The organism is Actinosynnema sp. NPDC023658, assembly GCF_040639995.1.
Taxonomy (GTDB): Bacteria; Actinomycetota; Actinomycetes; order Mycobacteriales; family Pseudonocardiaceae; genus Actinosynnema.
On record NZ_JBFAAX010000001.1, the window covers coordinates 44,445 to 58,845 of the forward strand.

The window sequence follows — 14,401 nt, forward strand, 5'->3', positions numbered from 1 at the left end:
CCCGCGGGTCACACCGGGGTCTGCGGCGCCTGGTCCGGGTCGCCGTGCCGGACGCGCGCCGCGCGCACCCGCAGCCGGTCCAGCAGCCGGATGGACGGGGTCGCCGTGATGCCGTGCAGGAGGATGGAGCCGATCACGACCAGGCCCACCACCCGCCAGATCGCGCCCGGGTCGACGAAGTCCCCGGACTGGATCGCGTAGGCCACGTAGAACAGCGAACCGACGCCCCGCACGCCGAAGAACGAGATCGCGGCCCGCTCGCGCGGTCCCGTCTTGCCGCGGGCCAACCCGACCAGGCCGGCCACCGGCCGCACCACGAGCAGGACGACCACCGCGACCAGCACCTCCCGCCACCCGGTGCCGGCCAGCAGCCCGGTGACCGCCGCCCCGCCGAGCAGGAAGATCACCAGCACGGTCAGCATCCGCTCCGCCTGCTCGACGTACTGGTGCAGGACGCGGTGGTAGCCGTGCGAGCGCTCACCGGCCCTGATCGTGCAGGCGCACACGAAGACCGCGACGAAGCCGTACCCCTCGGCCAGCTCGGTGAGGCCGTAGGCCAGGAAGGTCGCCGCGAGCGCGACGAACCCCTCCGCGTGCTCCGCCAGCCGGAAGTCCTCCGACGGCGCGGCGAAGAACAGCTTGCGCAACGCCCACCCGGCGAGCAGGCCGACGAGCACACCGCACGCCAACCGCCACAGCACGTCCACGGCGAGCCACTGCGGCAACCAGGCGTCCGGGGCCGCGCCGACGACGCTGATCGCCACCGCGGCGTAGGTGAACGGGAACGCCAGCCCGTCGTTCAGACCGGCCTCGGACGTCAGCGCGAACCGCACCTCGTCCTCGCCCTCGCCGGGGTCGTCCGGGTTCTCCGCGGGCTCGGCCACCTGCACCTCGCTCGCGAGCACCGGGTCGGTGGGCGCGAGCACGGCGGCGAGCAGCAGCGAGGAGGCCAGGCCCCAGCCGAGCGCGCCCCACCCCAGCAGGCCGATGGCCAGCATCGTCAGCGGCATCGTGAGGCCGAGCAGCCGCCAGGTCGAAGACCAGCGGCCCAGCCCGACCGGCCGGTTCAGCGCGAGACCCGCGCCCATCAACGAGATGATCACGCACAGCTCGGTGAGGTGCAGGATGAACGAGCTGTGCTCGATCGGATCCGGGTCGGGCAGGGGGTCGATGACCGTGAACGCCAGCGCACCCGCACCCAGGAACACCATCGGCATCGAGATCGGGGCCCGGCCGAGGACCCTGGGCAGCACCGCGGCCATGAGGGTCGCGACCCCGACGGCGGTGTAGATCAGCGCAGCCGGCTCCACCGGGTGATCTCCTCTCGGCCGGCCTGCGGTCGAACGCGGACCGCCGCAAGTACCGGGCAAGTACCCCGGCGCGGTGACGCCAACCCCCTACCGCGACCCGGGCTCAGCGCTGTGACCGAAGGAACCTCGCCCACGAGCCGACGGGAACGCTGATGGTGGGCGTGGGGTTCTTGGAGTCCCGCGCCGCCACCCTCTCCTGAAGACGCGCCACCTCAACACAATTCGCGCTGCTGGCACTACGAGAACTCTTCCGCCACAGGGTCATGCGCCCATGTTTTCACGCCAGACCCTTCAGGTAGGCCGCCGTTTCCTCAGCGGTGAAGGCCACATCGCGGAGGACACCCCACGTGTCCTCGAACAGGGCGATCTGGTCGGGCTCGTCCAGGAAGTGACTGGCGATCTTGTTCTCAAGGAGCACCAGGCTCGGGTCGTCGTCGTACTTGAGGATCACGAACGCGCCGTTCAGGCCGGGGTGCAAACCGGCCTCGGTCGGGATCACCTGCACCGTGATGTTGGGCATCTCGGCCATGTCGGTGATGTGGCGGATCTGGCGGCCGTACACGTGAGGATCACCGAACTGGCGCTCCAGGACGCTCTGCTCGATGACCGCGTGCAACTGGAGCGGGTTGCTGCGGGTGAGAAGTCCTTGACGAGCCATCCGGCTGGAGACCAGCGTCTCGACCTGATCGTCGTCGAGGTCGTTCCCGGTCGCGCAGATGATCTTGCGTGCGTACTCGGCGGTCTGGAGCAGTCCCGGGATCATCAAGGGCTCGTAGAAGTGCAGTGCATTGGCTTCTTCCTCGAAATCGGCCCAGGTCTGCCAGTCCTCGGGGAAGTGCGCGCTGTTCACCCGCAGCAGGCCGCGCTGCTCGGCGTGCCGGGCCAGGTCCAGCAGTTGCACCCGCTGCTTCTTGGTGACGCCGTAGAAATCGAGCAGCTTCTCGACGTCGTCGAGGTAGATGCCGCTCTCGGCGCTCTCGACCCGGCTGATCTTGCTGGCGGACATCTCCACCGCCTTGGCGACATCCGCACCGGTCATGCCGGTGGCTCGCCGCAGCTTCCGCAGGGTGAACGCCAGGCGGCGGGAACGGACTGACGCTTCGGAACGACGTGGCATGCGATCCAAGGTAGGGGGGTGTCGCCAAACGCGAAAGGATGCTCACTCGATCGGGTAATTGAGCTTACTAACGCAAGCTTGCATGATTCCGGCATGGGCGAATCGATGATCAGGGTGACGGTCCCGAAGCGGGAGTGGTTGTTGCGGTGCTACTCCGACCACGAGGACGTCATGTCGCTCGAAGTGCAGGACGGCGGGATCGACCTGTTCCTGCCCAGCGGGTCCGACACGGTCCGGTTGGAGGCGGCGCAGATCGCGGCGTTCCGGGAGGCGTTGGACGAGGCCATCGCCCGTGCCGAGGCCGACCTGCGCGGGTGACCGGAGCGGAAGGTCAAGACTTGCCCAAGGTCCGCGCATCCGACTACCCGGGCCATGTGTGATCCGGCACACTCAGTCGGCATGGCGGAAGCGACGAGCGCACCGGAACAACCGGAACTCAACCGGGCCATCGGCCCGAAGCTGCTGTTGTTCTTCGTGGTCGGTGACATCCTCGGCACCGGCATCTACGCCCTCACGGGCAACGTCGCGGGCAAGATCGGCGGCGCGCTGTGGGTGCCGTTCCTGATCGCGTTCGTGGTGGCGTTCCTGACCGCGTTCAGCTACCTGGAGCTGGTCGGCAAGTACCCGAAGGCGGCCGGTGCGGCGCTGTACACCAACCGGGCTTTCAAGATCCAGTTCCTGACGTTCATGGTGGCGTTCGCGGTGATGAGCTCGGGCATCACCTCGGCGTCCTCCGCCGCGCTCGCGTTCGGGCGCACCTACCTCCAGTCGGTCATCAAGGAGTTCTTCTCCGACACCTTCACGGTGTCCGCCACGCTCGTCGCGATCCTGTTCATCGTCGGGCTCGGCGTGATCAACTTCCGGGGCGTCTCGGAGTCGGTCAAGGCGAACGTCGTGCTGACGTGCATCGAGCTGTCCGGTCTGGTGATCATCATCGCGATCGGCCTCTACGCGGTGCTGGCGGGCGACGGGGACGCGTCCCGCCTCACGCAGGTCGACCCGGCACCCGGTCAGAGCGCGCTGGTCGCGATCACGTCCGCGACCGCGCTGGCGTTCTTCGCGATGGTCGGGTTCGAGGACTCGGTGAACATGGCCGAGGAGTGCCGCGACCCGGTCCGCATCTTCCCGCGGGCGATGCTGTGGGGCATGGTGATCGCGGCGGTCATCTACGTGCTGGTCGCGATCACGTCGTCGCTGCTCATCCCCGCCGACGAGCTCGCGAAGGCCGGCTCCTCGGCGTTGCTGAGGGTCGTCACCGTCGGTGCGCCGGGCTTCCCGCTGTGGGTGTTCTCGCTGATCGGCCTGTTCGCGGTCATCAACTCGGCGCTGATCAACATGCTGATGGCCAGCCGGCTGCTGTACGGCATGTCGAACGAGCGGATCATCCCGAAGGTCTTCGGCACCGTGCACCCGTCCCGCCGCACGCCGTGGATCTCGATCATCTTCACCTCCGGCGTGGCGATCATCCTGGTGTGCACGACCGACATCGCCAAGCTCGGCGGCACGACCGCGTTGCTGCTGCTGGTCGTCTTCACGATCGTCAACATCGCCGTGCTGGTGCTGCGCAAGGAGAAGGTCGACCACAAGCACTTCCGCGCGCCGACGTGGGTGCCGGTGCTGGGTGCGATCACGTGCGCCTACCTGGCGAGCCCGCTGTCGGGTCGGGCGTCGGCGGACTACGAGATCGCGCTCTACCTGCTCGCCGCCGGCGTGGTCCTCTGGATCATCAACCGGTTCGTGCACGGCAAGACGAGCTTCGACCCGGCCAAGCTGGGCAAGTGAGCGGAGGGGGTCACGCCGGCGCGACCAGCGTGTCGAGGTGACGGCGCAGCACGTCCAGCACCGCCGCCGCGTCCAGCCGGTCGGGGTGCAGGATCGCGTGCAGCGACAGGCCGTCGATCAACGCGCACAGGCGGCGTGACTCCAGGGCGAGGTCGGCGTCGGGGGTCAACCGCCCCCCGCGCCGCGCCCCTTCGAGGATCCGGGTGGTGAGCACGACCAGGCCGTCGTAGAGCTCGTCGGCGTGCGGGCGCAGCTCGGGGCGCGTGCGCGAGGCCATCAGGAACGCCAGCCACACGGCCGTCTCGCGGGTCCGCCGCTCGTCCACGGGCAGCAGCTCGGCCAGCATGTCGACGACCGCCCCACGCGGGTCCGCCGCGGTGCGCACGCGGTCGACGTGGCTGGTCAGCCGGGTGGTGAGCCGTTCGCTCAACGCCTTCATCGCGAACACCACCAGCTCGGTGTGGTGCTCGAAGTAGTGCCGCACCGAGCCGATGGCCAGGCCCGCCTCGGCGGCGACGTTGCGCAGGGACGCCTGCTCCAGGCCGTCCCGCTCGATCACCCGGAACAGCGCTTCGACCACGGCTTCCCGCCGCTGGTCCGGGTCCACGATCTTCGGCACTCCACTTTTGTAGCACAGCCATGCTATTTTGATTTGGCATGACCGTGCTAAATCAAAGGGGGACGTCGACGTGTGGATGACTCTGATCGTGATCGCGCTGGTGGTGGGCCTGGTGGTCAAGCGGTTCCTGGGTGAGCCGCTCAACGCCCGCGACCTGTTCGTGCCGCCCGTCGTCCTGGTGGGGATCGGCGTCTACGGCCTGGTGAACGACGTGCACCCGAGCGGCGGCGACATCGCCTGGGTCGTCGCCGCCTCGGTCGTCGGGCTCGTGCTCGGCGGGGTGCGCGGGCTGACGCCGCGGCTGGTCACCAAGGAGGGCCACCTCTGGCAGCGCTACACCGCGTGGACGCTGGTCGTCTGGGTGCTGTCCGCCGCCGTCAACTTCGGGATCGGCCACCTCGCCGTGTCGTCGGGCACGCCCGAGCAGGCCCGCCCGATGACGCTGGCCATCGGGGTGAGCCTGCTGGGCGAGGGCATCGCGCTCGGCGTGCGGGCGCTGGGGACGGGCGTGCCGTTCGCGCCGGCGCGGCGGTAGGGGCCCGCTCGATCAGGCGGGCACGGCCTGGTGGCGGCGCAGGAGGGTGGCGTCGTGGGCGTTGAAGACGTCGACCGACGCGCCGTGGTCGCGCACCAGCTCCCGCAACCGGTCCTGGTTGGCCAGGCGCAGCCCGGACGCCACCTGCATCCGCTTCTGCATGAAGGTCAACGCGGGCGGGCAGTGCGGCGGCGTGGCCATCTCGCCGTGGAAGAAGTAGGAGTCGCCCGCGTGCAGCAGCCACCGGTCGCCGTCGCGCACCGCCACCCCCGTGTGCCCGTGCGTGTGCCCGAACAACGGCACCAGCAGCACGTCCGGCCGCACCTCGCGCACCCCGGAGAAGCCGAACCACGTCTCGCCGGTCGTCTCGTGCGGCACCCACTTCGGGCCGTGCCGCCACTGGCCGTCGGGGTAGCGCACCCGGTCGTTGCCCGACCTGTCCGGGCGCGTCGCGGCGGCCAGCTCCTCCGCCGACAGGTGCACCCGCGCCTGCGGGAAGTCGCGCAGACCGCCGCCGTGGTCGAGGTCCAGGTGGGTCAGCACGACGTCCCGCACGTCCGACGCGGCGAAGCCGAGCGCTTCCACCTGCCGCACCGCGGTCTCCGACTCGTCCAGCACGGGCCGGCTCATCGCCCGCCACCACCGCGCCAGCGTGTCGCCGGGCCGGCGCACGTCACCGACGCCGAGCCCGCTGTCGACCAGCACCAGGCCGTCGTCGGTCTCCAGCAGCAGCACGTGGCAGACCAGCTCGGCCGCGCGGAAGTACGACCCCTCGCCGGTGACGAGCTTCCCGCCGAACGGGCGCATGGTGCCGCAGTTGAGGTGGTGCACCTTCATGGCGTGGGCCTTTCCAGCAGCGCGCCCAGGCGGGCGCCGACGGCGTGCAGGGGGTCGAGCGAACGGCGGGTGCGGGCGAGCAGCAGCGCGCCCTCGATGGCGGCGAGCACGACCGTGGCGAGGTCTTCGTCGCCCACGTGCGCGGCGATGACCTGTTGCCACGACGCGTAGACGTCCTCGCAGGCGACGCGGATCGGCTCGCTGTCCGACGCCGCGTCCAGCGCCACCGTGGCGATGGGGCACCCGCTGCGGAAGTCCGAAGCCAGCAGCTCGCGGCCGAGCAGGTCCAGGGCCCGGGAAAGCGCTTCCGCGGGGTCCGGCACCGCCGCCAGGACGGCGGCCAGCGCGTCACCGAGTTCCTTGCCCGCCAACGCCACCGCCTCGACGGCCAACTGCTCCTTACCGCCCGGGAAGTGGAAGTAGAGCGATCCCTTGGGCGCCCCGCCCTCGCTGAGGACCTGGTTCAGACCCGTCGCGTGGTAGCCCTGCGACCGGAAGAGGTCGGCCGCCGTGCGCACCACGCGGTCGCGGGTGTCCGTCCTTCTTGGCATGGTTTTACTATAGAGACCGGTCTAGTAAGAAAGTCAAGCGGAACGTCCCTCGGATACGCTCCTGACCCATGCTGGAGATCGCCCACGGCGCGGCGCGCGCCGTCATCGCACCTGAGGGTGCGGTACTGAAGTCCTACGACGTCGGCGGCGTGCCGTACGTGGAGACGTACGAAGACGAGCAGCCCATGGGCAGCGGCGCGGTGCTCGTGCCGTGGCCCAACCGCACGGCGGGCGGCAAGTGGACGCTGGACGGCGTCGAGCAGCAGCTGGAGGTGACCGAGCCGACCCGCGGCAACGCGATCCACGGCCTGGTGCGCCGCGTGGTGTGGGAGGTGCTGGAGCACACCGGCGGGCTGCTGTCGATGGAGGCGTCGGTGGCGGGCTTCGGCTGGCCCGTGCCGCTGCGCACCACCATCACCTACGCGTTGGACGACAACGGCCTCAGCGTGTCGCACGGCGTCACCAACCTGGGTGACGCGCGCACGCCGTTCGGCGTCGGCACGCACCCGTACCCGCGGGCCGGCGCGTCGCTGACCGACGAGACGTCGCTGTCGCTCTCCGCCGCCACCGTGCTGCCGGTCCACCCGGACACGATGATCCCGACCGGTCCGGCCGAGCCGGTCTCCGGCGACTACGACTTCCGGGTGGCGCGGCTGCTCGAAGGCGTGAAGCTGGACACCGCGTTCGGCGGCTGCGAGCCGGTGGACGGGCTGGTGCGGCACGTGCTGAAGGGCCCGGGCGGCGGCGTCGAGGTGTGGGCGGACCCGGACTTCAAGTGGGTGCAGGTCTACACGCCGGACGACTTCCCCGGGCGGGGCCGCGCCGTGGCGATCGAGCCGATGACGTGCCCGCCGGACGCGTTGAACAGCGGGGTGGACCTGCTGTGGCTGGAGCCCGGCGAGTCGTGGGCCGGCCGGTGGGGTTTGCGCCCGTTGTCGTAGGCCGTTAGCGTCGCTAACTATGAACGTCGCAATCACGGGTGGGTACGTCGTCCCGGTCGCCGGTGAGCCGATCGAGGACGGCACGGTCCTGATCCAGGACGGGAAGATCGCCGCGATCGGCCCGGACGTCGAGGTGCCGGACGGCGTCCCGGTCGTGGACGCGGCGGGCGGCTGGGTGCTGCCCGGTTTCGTGGAGGCCCACGGCCACCTCGGCGTGCACGAGGAGGGCGAGGGCTGGGCCGGGCAGGACACCAACGAGATGACCGACCCCAACGGCGCGCGGCTGCGCGCGTTGGACGCGATCAACGCCGCCGACCAGGGCTTCGCCGACGCCCTGGCCGGCGGCGTCACGACCGCGGTGATCAAGCCCGGGTCGGGCAACGTGATCGGCGGGCAGACCGTGGCGGTCAAGTGCTGGGGCCGCACGGTCGACGAGATGCTGCTGCGCAACCCCGTCAGCGTGAAGAGCGCCCTCGGTGAGAACCCGAAGCGGGTGTACGGGGACCAGAAGAAGCTGCCGTCCACCCGTCAGGGCGTGGCCGCGGTGATCCGCGACGCGCTCACCAAGGCGCAGGACTACGTGGCCAAGCGGGACGAGGCCGAGGGCGCGTTCGAGCGCAACCCGACGTCCGAGGTGCTGGCGCGGGTGCTGTCGGGCGAGCTGCCGTGGTGCCAGCACTGCCACCGGGCGGACGACATCGCGACGGCGTTGCGGCTGGCCGACGAGTTCGGCTACCGGCTCATCGTCAACCACGGGACCGAGGGTCACCTGATCGCGGACGTCCTCGCGGAGCGTGGCATCCCGGTCGTGATCGGGCCGCTGTTCACGTCGCGGTCCAAGGTCGAGGTGCGGCAGCGGTCGTTGCGCAACCCGGGCATCCTGGCGCGGGCGGGCGTGCAGATCGCGATCACCACCGACCACCCCGTGGTGCCGATCCACTTCCTCGTGCACCAGGTGACGTTGGCGGTGAAGGAGGGCCTGGACCGCCGGACCGGTCTGGAGTCGATCACCACCAACCCGGCGCGCATCATGGGCCTGGACGACCGCGTCGGCTCGCTCCAGCCGGGCCTGGACGGTGACGTCGTGATCTGGTCGGGTGACCCTCTGGACGTGATGAGCCGTGCCCTGAAGGTCTTCGTGGAGGGCCGCGAGGTCTACCGCTACGAGAACGGCGAGGAAGTCGTCACCAACCCGTTCTACCGCGAACCCTGACCCGTCGGCGGGCCCGACGACGTGGTCGGGCACCTGCTATCTTTGAGGCGCGGACCCGTCCCACTCCCGTGGGGAAGCGGGTCCAGCTTCTTTCCCGGGGTGGGTCAGATCGGCTGTGGTCGACCGCCATTGGCGCAGGCGGGACCGAGCAGGTCGGCGTACCACTCCCACATCAGTTCCTTGCCCGGGGCGCGCAGCACGGCCTGGTAGGCCGTGTACGCCACCAGGTCGGCCACCTGGACCCACTGGCTCAGGTGGGAGCCCTGGAAGAACGGGTCCTCGATCAGGTTGCGGGTGGCCAGGCGCAGGCCGCGGTGCGCCTGCCGGTAGGACGGGTCGGTGCCGTCCCCGTCCATGATGACGAAGCCGTGCTGACCGGTGTCCACGAGCCGCACGTCGATCGTGGTCACCAGGTCGGCGTAGGCGGTGGCCTTGGCGTCGAAGTAGTTGGTGCCCTTCGTGTCGCGGAACACCGCGCCGGTGCGCACGCCCGGCAGTCCGGCGATGGCGCCCAGCGCCTCGACCATCACCGCCGAGCGGTGGGCCTTGCTGTGGTCCCAGTCGGTCTTCGTCGGCCGGCCGCGGCCGTTGGCGAACTTGGTGGCGTGCAGCTCGTAGCTGGCCGGCAGCCCGGTCGTGGCGTGGAGAGCCTTGCGCCAGTCCAGCCACGACCGCAACGCCGGCCGCCAATCGGTGACGAGCAGCTCCACCCAGCCGAAGACGACCAGTTCGGCGGACTGGGCCCCCGAGTCGTCGATGTAGAACAGGCGCACTTCGCTCACGACCGCGAACGGTAGAGTGTGCGCCACGAAGGGTGATGGTCGGCCACTCGGAGTGACTTCCCGCCCCGGTGGCCCCGATGTCAGCGGCGCAGGTCGCGGCCGATCACGAGGCGTTGGATTTGGTTCGTGCCCTCGAAGATCTGGAGGACCTTGGCCTCCCGCATGTAGCGCTCCACCGGGAAGTCGCGGGTGTAGCCGGCGCCGCCCAGCACCTGCACGGCGTCCGTGGTCACCTTCATGGCGGTGTCGGTGCAGATCAGCTTGGCGATCGCCGCCTGGCGGCGGAACGGCAGGCCGCGGTCGCGGCGGCGGGCGGCTTCCAGGTACGTGGCACGAGCCGACTCGACGGCGGCGGCCATGTCGGCCAGCAGGAACTCCAGGCCCTGGAAGTCGATGATCGCGCGGCCGAACTGGGTGCGCTGCTTGGCGTACGCCACGGCCTCGTCCAGCGCCGCCTGCGCCAGACCCACGCCGCACGCGGCGATCCCGAGCCGGCCCGAGTCCAAAGCGGACAGTGCGATCTTCAGGCCGTCGCCCTCGGCACCGATCAACCGGTCCGCGTCCAGGCGCACGCCGGAGAACGACAGCTGCGCGGTGATCGAACCCGTCAGGCCCATCTTGCGCTCCGGGGCGGCGGCCGTGAGACCGTCCGCGCGGCCCGGCGCGAAGAAGCAGCTGATGCCCTTGCCGCCGTCGTCCGACGTGCGCGCCATCAACGTGTAGAAGTCGGCCACCCCGGCGTGCGTGATCCACGCCTTCGTGCCGTTGACGACGTACCGGTCGCCGTCCCGCACGGCCCGCGTCGACAGCGCCCCGGCGTCCGAACCGGCGTGCGACTCCGACAGCGCGTACCCGCCGAGGTGGTCACCCGCGAGCACGTCCGGCAGCCACCGGTCCTTCTGCTCCTCGCTGCCGAACGTCGCCAGCGCGTAGCTGGACATGACGTGCACCGACAGCCCCACGCCGACCGACATCCACGCCGACGCGACCTCCTCCAGCGCCTGCAGGTACACCTCGTACGGCTGCTCGCCGCCGCCGAACCGCTCCGGGTACGGCAGGCCCAGCAGGCCGGTCTTGCCGAGCAGGCGGAACTTGTCGCGCGGGAACCGCTCGTGCTCCTCGGCCTCGGCGGCGTGCGGCGCGAGCTCGTCGCGGGCGATCTCGCGGACCAGGGCCAGCAGGTCCTCGGCCTCGGTGGTGGGCAGCAGGCGCTCGGCGGGCATCGTCGACCTCCGGGTAGCGGCGTGGACGCGTCCAAGGACGGTACTCTTGACAGTACTGTAGGACGTACGCCAGTACTGCGCCTAGGTACTGTGAAAGAATTGCCGCCTATGACCTCGATCGTGCGCAGACCGCTGACGCCCAGGCAGGACGAGCTGCTGGGGCGACTGGAGGCGCTGGTGCTCGCGGAGGGGTTCGCGCACTTCACGCTCGACGACCTCGCGGCCCGCCTGCACTGCTCGAAGTCGACGCTGTACGCGCTGGCCGCCAGCAAGGAGCAGCTGGCCGTGCGCGTCGTCGGCCGGTACTTCAAGGGCGCGGCCGAGCGGATCGAGCACCGGATCGCGGACGTCAAGGACGTCCGGGCCCGCGTCGGCACGTACCTGGCGGGCGCGGCCGAGGAGCTGCGCCGGGCGTCGGGGCAGTTCATCACCGACGTGTCCGCGTTCGCCCCCACGCGCTCCACCTACGAGCGCAACGCCCGCGCCGCCGCCGAGCGGATCCGCGAGTTCATCCAGGAGGGCGTCCGCGACGGGGTGTTCCGGGACGTGCATGCGACCCTGATCGCGGAGATGGCCGGTCTGCTCATCGAGGGCATCCAGACCGGTGTGCTGACCCGGCGTGCGGGGGTGTCGGACGCCGAGGCGTTCACCGCGCTGGGTGAACTGCTGCTGGACGGGTTGCGGAGAGAACGGAGCCGGTCGTGATCGTCGTTGCTGGTGAGGCGCTGGTGGACCTGGTGCCCACGCCCGAGGGGAACCTCGCGCCGCGGCTGGGCGGCGGGCCGTACAACGTGGCCATCGCCGCCGGGCGGCTCGAAGCGCCGGTGAGCTTCCTGTCCCGGGTGTCGTCGGACCTGTTCGGCGACCGGCTGGTCGAGCGGCTGCACGCCTCGGGCGTGCGCACGGACCTGGTGCAGCGCGGCGACCAGCCGACGACGCTGGCCGTGGTCGGGCTGGCCGACGACGGCTCGGCGCGCTACTCGTTCTACGTCGAGGGCACCGCGGACCGCCAGGTGACCGACCCCGGGCCGCTGCCCGCCGGGACGAGGGCCGTGTCGTTCGGGACGCTGTCGATGGTGCTGGAGCCGGGCGCGAGCACCTACGAGCGGGTGCTGTGGCGCGAGGCCGAGCGCGGCGCGCTCACCGTGCTGGACCCGAACATCCGTGCGAGCCTCATCCACGACCCCGTGGCCTACCGCGACCGGTACGACTCGTGGCTGCCGCACGTGGGCCTGCTGAAGGTGTCCGTCGAGGACGCCCGGTGGCTGGCCGACCTGCCGGCGGACGCGCCCGAGGACGACGTGCTGGAGGTCGTGCGCGACTGGCAGGGCGCCGGACCGGCCGCCGTCGTGCTCACGCGCGGTGGTGACGGGCTGGCCGTGCTGACCGCCGCGGGTGACGTGATCCGCGTCCCACCCACGCCCGTGGACGTCGTCGACACCATCGGTGCGGGCGACACCGTGCAGGGCGCCCTGCTGGCCTGGCTGCACGACCGCGACGCGCTGTCCGTCGAGGCTGTCCGTGGTCTGGACGCCGGGAAGTGGCAGGAGGCACTGGCTCACGCGGGTGCGGCGGCGGCCATCACGTGCTCCCGGGCCGGCGCCGAGCCGCCCACGAAACGCGAGCTGGAGATGACCTAGCTCTCACCCCTCTTGAGGTGGAGAAACAGCGCCAAAGGGCTACGGTGGTGGATGCACGCTAGCCACCCATGCATCCGGATGTGATGCCGGTCCCACCTCACAGAATCGGTTCACACCGCGACTGTGCCGGGGTCGTCCTCTGACTAGCGTGGGAGAACTGACAGGACCCCAACGGGGTGGTGCTGCGGTGCGGGACGATCCCACGCCCGCGCGCGTGCGTGCGAGACCCGCATGAGCCACCCCGCCCTAGCGTGAGAGGGACTCTGCATGCCCGACGCGACGACTGCGCCGAACGACACCCGTACCGTCGCGCTGCGCCATCCGGGCGGAGAGCACGAGATGAAGGTAGTACCGGCCACCGAAGGTGCGCCCGGTGTCGATCTCGGCAAGCTGCTGGCCACCACCGGCCTGGTGACGCTGGACAGCGGATTCGTCAACACCGCTTCCTGCTCCTCCGAGATCACCTACATCGACGGTGACGCGGGCATCCTGCGCTACCGCGGCTACCCGATCGAGCAGCTCGCCGAGAAGTCGAACTTCATCGAGGTCAGCTACCTGCTGATCTACGGCGAGCTGCCGACCCAGGCCCAGCTGGAGGAGTTCTCCTCCAAGATCAACCGGCACACGCTGCTGCACGAGGACCTGAAGCGGTTCTTCGACGGCTTCCCGCGTGACGCCCACCCCATGCCCGTGCTGTCCTCGGCGGTGTCCGCGCTGTCGACGTTCTACCAGGACAGCCTCAGCCCCTTCGACGCCAACCAGGTCGAGATCTCGACGATCCGCCTGCTGGCCAAGGTGCCCACCATCGCGGCGTACGCCTACAAGAAGTCCGTGGGCCAGCCGTTCCTGTACCCGGACAACTCCCTGGGCCTGGTGGACAACTTCCTGCGCATGACGTTCGGCTTCCCGGCCGAGCCGTACGACGTGGACCCCGACCTGGTGCGGGCGCTCGACCTGCTGTTCGTGCTGCACGCCGACCACGAGCAGAACTGCTCCACGTCGACCGTGCGCCTGGTCGGCTCCTCGGAGGCGAACCTGTTCGCGTCCATCTCCGCCGGCATCAACGCCCTGTTCGGCCCGCTGCACGGCGGCGCGAACTCCGCGGTGCTGGAGATGCTGGAGAAGATCCGGCGCGAGGGCGGTGACGTCTCCGCGTTCGTGAAGAAGGTCAAGAACAAGGAGGACGGCGTCCGCCTGATGGGCTTCGGCCACCGGGTCTACAAGAACTACGACCCGCGTGCCGCGATCATCAAGAAGACGGCCGACGAGATCCTCGGGAAGCTGGGCGCGTCCGACGAGCTGCTGGACATCGCCAAGGCGCTGGAGGAGACCGCGCTCGCGGACGACTACTTCGTCGAGCGCAAGCTGTACCCGAACGTCGACTTCTACACCGGCCTGATCTACCGGGCGATGGGCTTCCCGACGAAGTTCTTCACCGTGCTGTTCGCGCTGGGCCGGCTGCCCGGCTGGATCGCGCACTGGCGCGAGATGATCAACGACCCGGCCACCAAGATCGGCCGCCCGCGGCAGGTCTACGTCGGCTCGCCGGAGCGCTCGTTCGTCTCGATCGACCAGCGCTGACCGACCGGCGCCGATCGACCGGCGCCGACCCGCTCCGCTGCACCGAAGGCCCGCACCCGATCGCCGGTGCGGGCCTTTTCGTTGCCGGCGACCCGGCGACCCGGCGACCCGGCGATCCCGCGTCCCGGCGACTTCCCGCGTCCCCTTGCGGGTGACGGGTTCGTCGTGCGGTGCGCCGGTGGCGCGCCTAGGGTCGGTCCGTGGACTCCTCGACCGTGGTGTGGTTCCGGCGGGACCTGCGGACCGCCGACCACCCCGCCCTCCTGGGCG

16 protein-coding genes are annotated in these 14,401 nt (G+C 70.4%); 8 read left to right on the top strand and 8 right to left on the bottom strand.

Going from position 1 to position 14,401, the window contains the following annotated elements:
• Window positions 1–8: 8 nt before the first annotated feature.
• From AB0G02_RS00235 to AB0G02_RS00245, 3 genes are all read right to left on the bottom strand, one after another.
• Window positions 9–1,310: a cation:proton antiporter gene (locus AB0G02_RS00235; protein ID WP_360786919.1), complete on the bottom strand. Its 1,302-nt coding sequence runs from the start codon at window positions 1,308–1,310 to the stop codon at window positions 9–11.
• A gap of 103 nt (window positions 1,311–1,413) precedes the next feature.
• Window positions 1,414–1,575 (bottom strand): DUF397 domain-containing protein, encoded by a 162-nt coding sequence (locus tag AB0G02_RS00240; protein WP_360786922.1) that lies wholly within the window; start codon window positions 1,573–1,575, stop codon window positions 1,414–1,416.
• Between the two features lie 12 nt (window positions 1,576–1,587).
• Window positions 1,588–2,427 (bottom strand): helix-turn-helix transcriptional regulator, encoded by an 840-nt coding sequence (locus tag AB0G02_RS00245; protein WP_360787051.1) that lies wholly within the window; start codon window positions 2,425–2,427, stop codon window positions 1,588–1,590.
• A gap of 93 nt (window positions 2,428–2,520) precedes the next feature.
• Here AB0G02_RS00245 and AB0G02_RS00250 point away from each other — a divergent pair, with 93 nt between their 5' ends.
• Together AB0G02_RS00250 and AB0G02_RS00255 are read left to right on the top strand one after the other, a co-directional pair.
• Complete coding sequence (locus AB0G02_RS00250; RefSeq protein WP_360786925.1) at window positions 2,521–2,745, top strand: hypothetical protein; 225 nt, start codon at window positions 2,521–2,523, stop codon at window positions 2,743–2,745.
• Window positions 2,746–2,826: 81 nt separating this feature from the next.
• The gene (locus AB0G02_RS00255; protein ID WP_360786928.1) at window positions 2,827–4,209 is read left to right on the top strand and encodes an APC family permease; all 1,383 of its coding nucleotides are present in this window, start codon (window positions 2,827–2,829) and stop codon (window positions 4,207–4,209) included.
• Between the two features lie 10 nt (window positions 4,210–4,219).
• On the opposite strand, the gene AB0G02_RS00260 is transcribed toward AB0G02_RS00255, so the two are convergent.
• Window positions 4,220–4,828, bottom strand: coding sequence for a TetR family transcriptional regulator C-terminal domain-containing protein (locus AB0G02_RS00260; protein WP_360786931.1), 609 nt, complete (start codon window positions 4,826–4,828; stop codon window positions 4,220–4,222).
• 76 nt (window positions 4,829–4,904) lie between these two features.
• Between AB0G02_RS00260 and AB0G02_RS00265 the strand changes: the two genes are divergently transcribed.
• Window positions 4,905–5,363 (top strand): DUF1453 domain-containing protein, encoded by a 459-nt coding sequence (locus tag AB0G02_RS00265; protein WP_360786934.1) that lies wholly within the window; start codon window positions 4,905–4,907, stop codon window positions 5,361–5,363.
• A 12-nt stretch (window positions 5,364–5,375) separates the two neighbouring features.
• Here the strand turns inward: AB0G02_RS00265 and AB0G02_RS00270 are convergent, their stop codons facing one another.
• Both AB0G02_RS00270 and AB0G02_RS00275 read right to left on the bottom strand, forming a co-directional pair.
• Window positions 5,376–6,200 (bottom strand): MBL fold metallo-hydrolase, encoded by an 825-nt coding sequence (locus tag AB0G02_RS00270; protein ID WP_360786938.1) that lies wholly within the window; start codon window positions 6,198–6,200, stop codon window positions 5,376–5,378.
• The gene (locus tag AB0G02_RS00275; RefSeq protein WP_360786940.1) at window positions 6,197–6,751 is read right to left on the bottom strand and encodes a TetR/AcrR family transcriptional regulator; all 555 of its coding nucleotides are present in this window, start codon (window positions 6,749–6,751) and stop codon (window positions 6,197–6,199) included. The genes AB0G02_RS00270 and AB0G02_RS00275 overlap by 4 nt, the downstream gene beginning before the upstream one ends.
• A 68-nt stretch (window positions 6,752–6,819) precedes the next feature.
• Between AB0G02_RS00275 and AB0G02_RS00280 the strand changes: the two genes are divergently transcribed.
• A complete protein-coding gene (locus tag AB0G02_RS00280; RefSeq protein ID WP_360786943.1) occupies window positions 6,820–7,692 on the top strand; it encodes an aldose 1-epimerase family protein in 873 nt (290 codons plus the stop codon).
• 19 nt (window positions 7,693–7,711) lie between these two features.
• A complete protein-coding gene (locus AB0G02_RS00285) occupies window positions 7,712–8,905 on the top strand; it encodes an amidohydrolase (RefSeq protein ID WP_360786946.1) in 1,194 nt (397 codons plus the stop codon).
• A gap of 104 nt (window positions 8,906–9,009) precedes the next feature.
• Here the strand turns inward: AB0G02_RS00285 and AB0G02_RS00290 are convergent, their stop codons facing one another.
• Together AB0G02_RS00290 and AB0G02_RS00295 are read right to left on the bottom strand one after the other, a co-directional pair.
• Window positions 9,010–9,687 (bottom strand): DUF3800 domain-containing protein, encoded by a 678-nt coding sequence (locus AB0G02_RS00290; protein ID WP_360786948.1) that lies wholly within the window; start codon window positions 9,685–9,687, stop codon window positions 9,010–9,012.
• A gap of 80 nt (window positions 9,688–9,767) precedes the next feature.
• Window positions 9,768–10,910: an acyl-CoA dehydrogenase family protein gene (locus AB0G02_RS00295; RefSeq protein WP_360786951.1), complete on the bottom strand. Its 1,143-nt coding sequence runs from the start codon at window positions 10,908–10,910 to the stop codon at window positions 9,768–9,770.
• 108 nt (window positions 10,911–11,018) lie between these two features.
• Here AB0G02_RS00295 and AB0G02_RS00300 point away from each other — a divergent pair, with 108 nt between their 5' ends.
• From AB0G02_RS00300 to AB0G02_RS00310, 3 genes are all read left to right on the top strand, one after another.
• Complete coding sequence (locus AB0G02_RS00300) at window positions 11,019–11,615, top strand: TetR/AcrR family transcriptional regulator (RefSeq protein ID WP_360786954.1); 597 nt, start codon at window positions 11,019–11,021, stop codon at window positions 11,613–11,615.
• Complete coding sequence (locus AB0G02_RS00305; RefSeq protein ID WP_360786957.1) at window positions 11,612–12,550, top strand: carbohydrate kinase; 939 nt, start codon at window positions 11,612–11,614, stop codon at window positions 12,548–12,550. The genes AB0G02_RS00300 and AB0G02_RS00305 overlap by 4 nt, the downstream gene beginning before the upstream one ends.
• Before the next feature lie 267 nt (window positions 12,551–12,817).
• Window positions 12,818–14,131: a citrate synthase gene (locus tag AB0G02_RS00310; protein ID WP_360786960.1), complete on the top strand. Its 1,314-nt coding sequence runs from the start codon at window positions 12,818–12,820 to the stop codon at window positions 14,129–14,131.
• The last annotated feature ends 270 nt before the right edge of the window (window positions 14,132–14,401 follow it).

Coding starts and splice junctions, on each gene's coding strand:
- AB0G02_RS00300 (WP_360786954.1), top strand. CDS start 11,019: ATGACCTCGATCGTGCGCAGACCGCTGACGCCCAGGCAGGACGAGCTG.
- AB0G02_RS00255 (WP_360786928.1), top strand. CDS start 2,827: ATGGCGGAAGCGACGAGCGCACCGGAACAACCGGAACTCAACCGGGCC.
- AB0G02_RS00245 (WP_360787051.1), bottom strand. CDS start 2,427: ATGCCACGTCGTTCCGAAGCGTCAGTCCGTTCCCGCCGCCTGGCGTTC.
- AB0G02_RS00240 (WP_360786922.1), bottom strand. CDS start 1,575: ATGACCCTGTGGCGGAAGAGTTCTCGTAGTGCCAGCAGCGCGAATTGT.
- AB0G02_RS00285 (WP_360786946.1), top strand. CDS start 7,712: ATGAACGTCGCAATCACGGGTGGGTACGTCGTCCCGGTCGCCGGTGAG.
- AB0G02_RS00280 (WP_360786943.1), top strand. CDS start 6,820: ATGCTGGAGATCGCCCACGGCGCGGCGCGCGCCGTCATCGCACCTGAG.
- AB0G02_RS00310 (WP_360786960.1), top strand. CDS start 12,818: ATGCCCGACGCGACGACTGCGCCGAACGACACCCGTACCGTCGCGCTG.
- AB0G02_RS00265 (WP_360786934.1), top strand. CDS start 4,905: ATGACTCTGATCGTGATCGCGCTGGTGGTGGGCCTGGTGGTCAAGCGG.
- AB0G02_RS00270 (WP_360786938.1), bottom strand. CDS start 6,200: ATGAAGGTGCACCACCTCAACTGCGGCACCATGCGCCCGTTCGGCGGG.
- AB0G02_RS00295 (WP_360786951.1), bottom strand. CDS start 10,910: ATGCCCGCCGAGCGCCTGCTGCCCACCACCGAGGCCGAGGACCTGCTG.
- AB0G02_RS00275 (WP_360786940.1), bottom strand. CDS start 6,751: ATGCCAAGAAGGACGGACACCCGCGACCGCGTGGTGCGCACGGCGGCC.
- AB0G02_RS00250 (WP_360786925.1), top strand. CDS start 2,521: ATGGGCGAATCGATGATCAGGGTGACGGTCCCGAAGCGGGAGTGGTTG.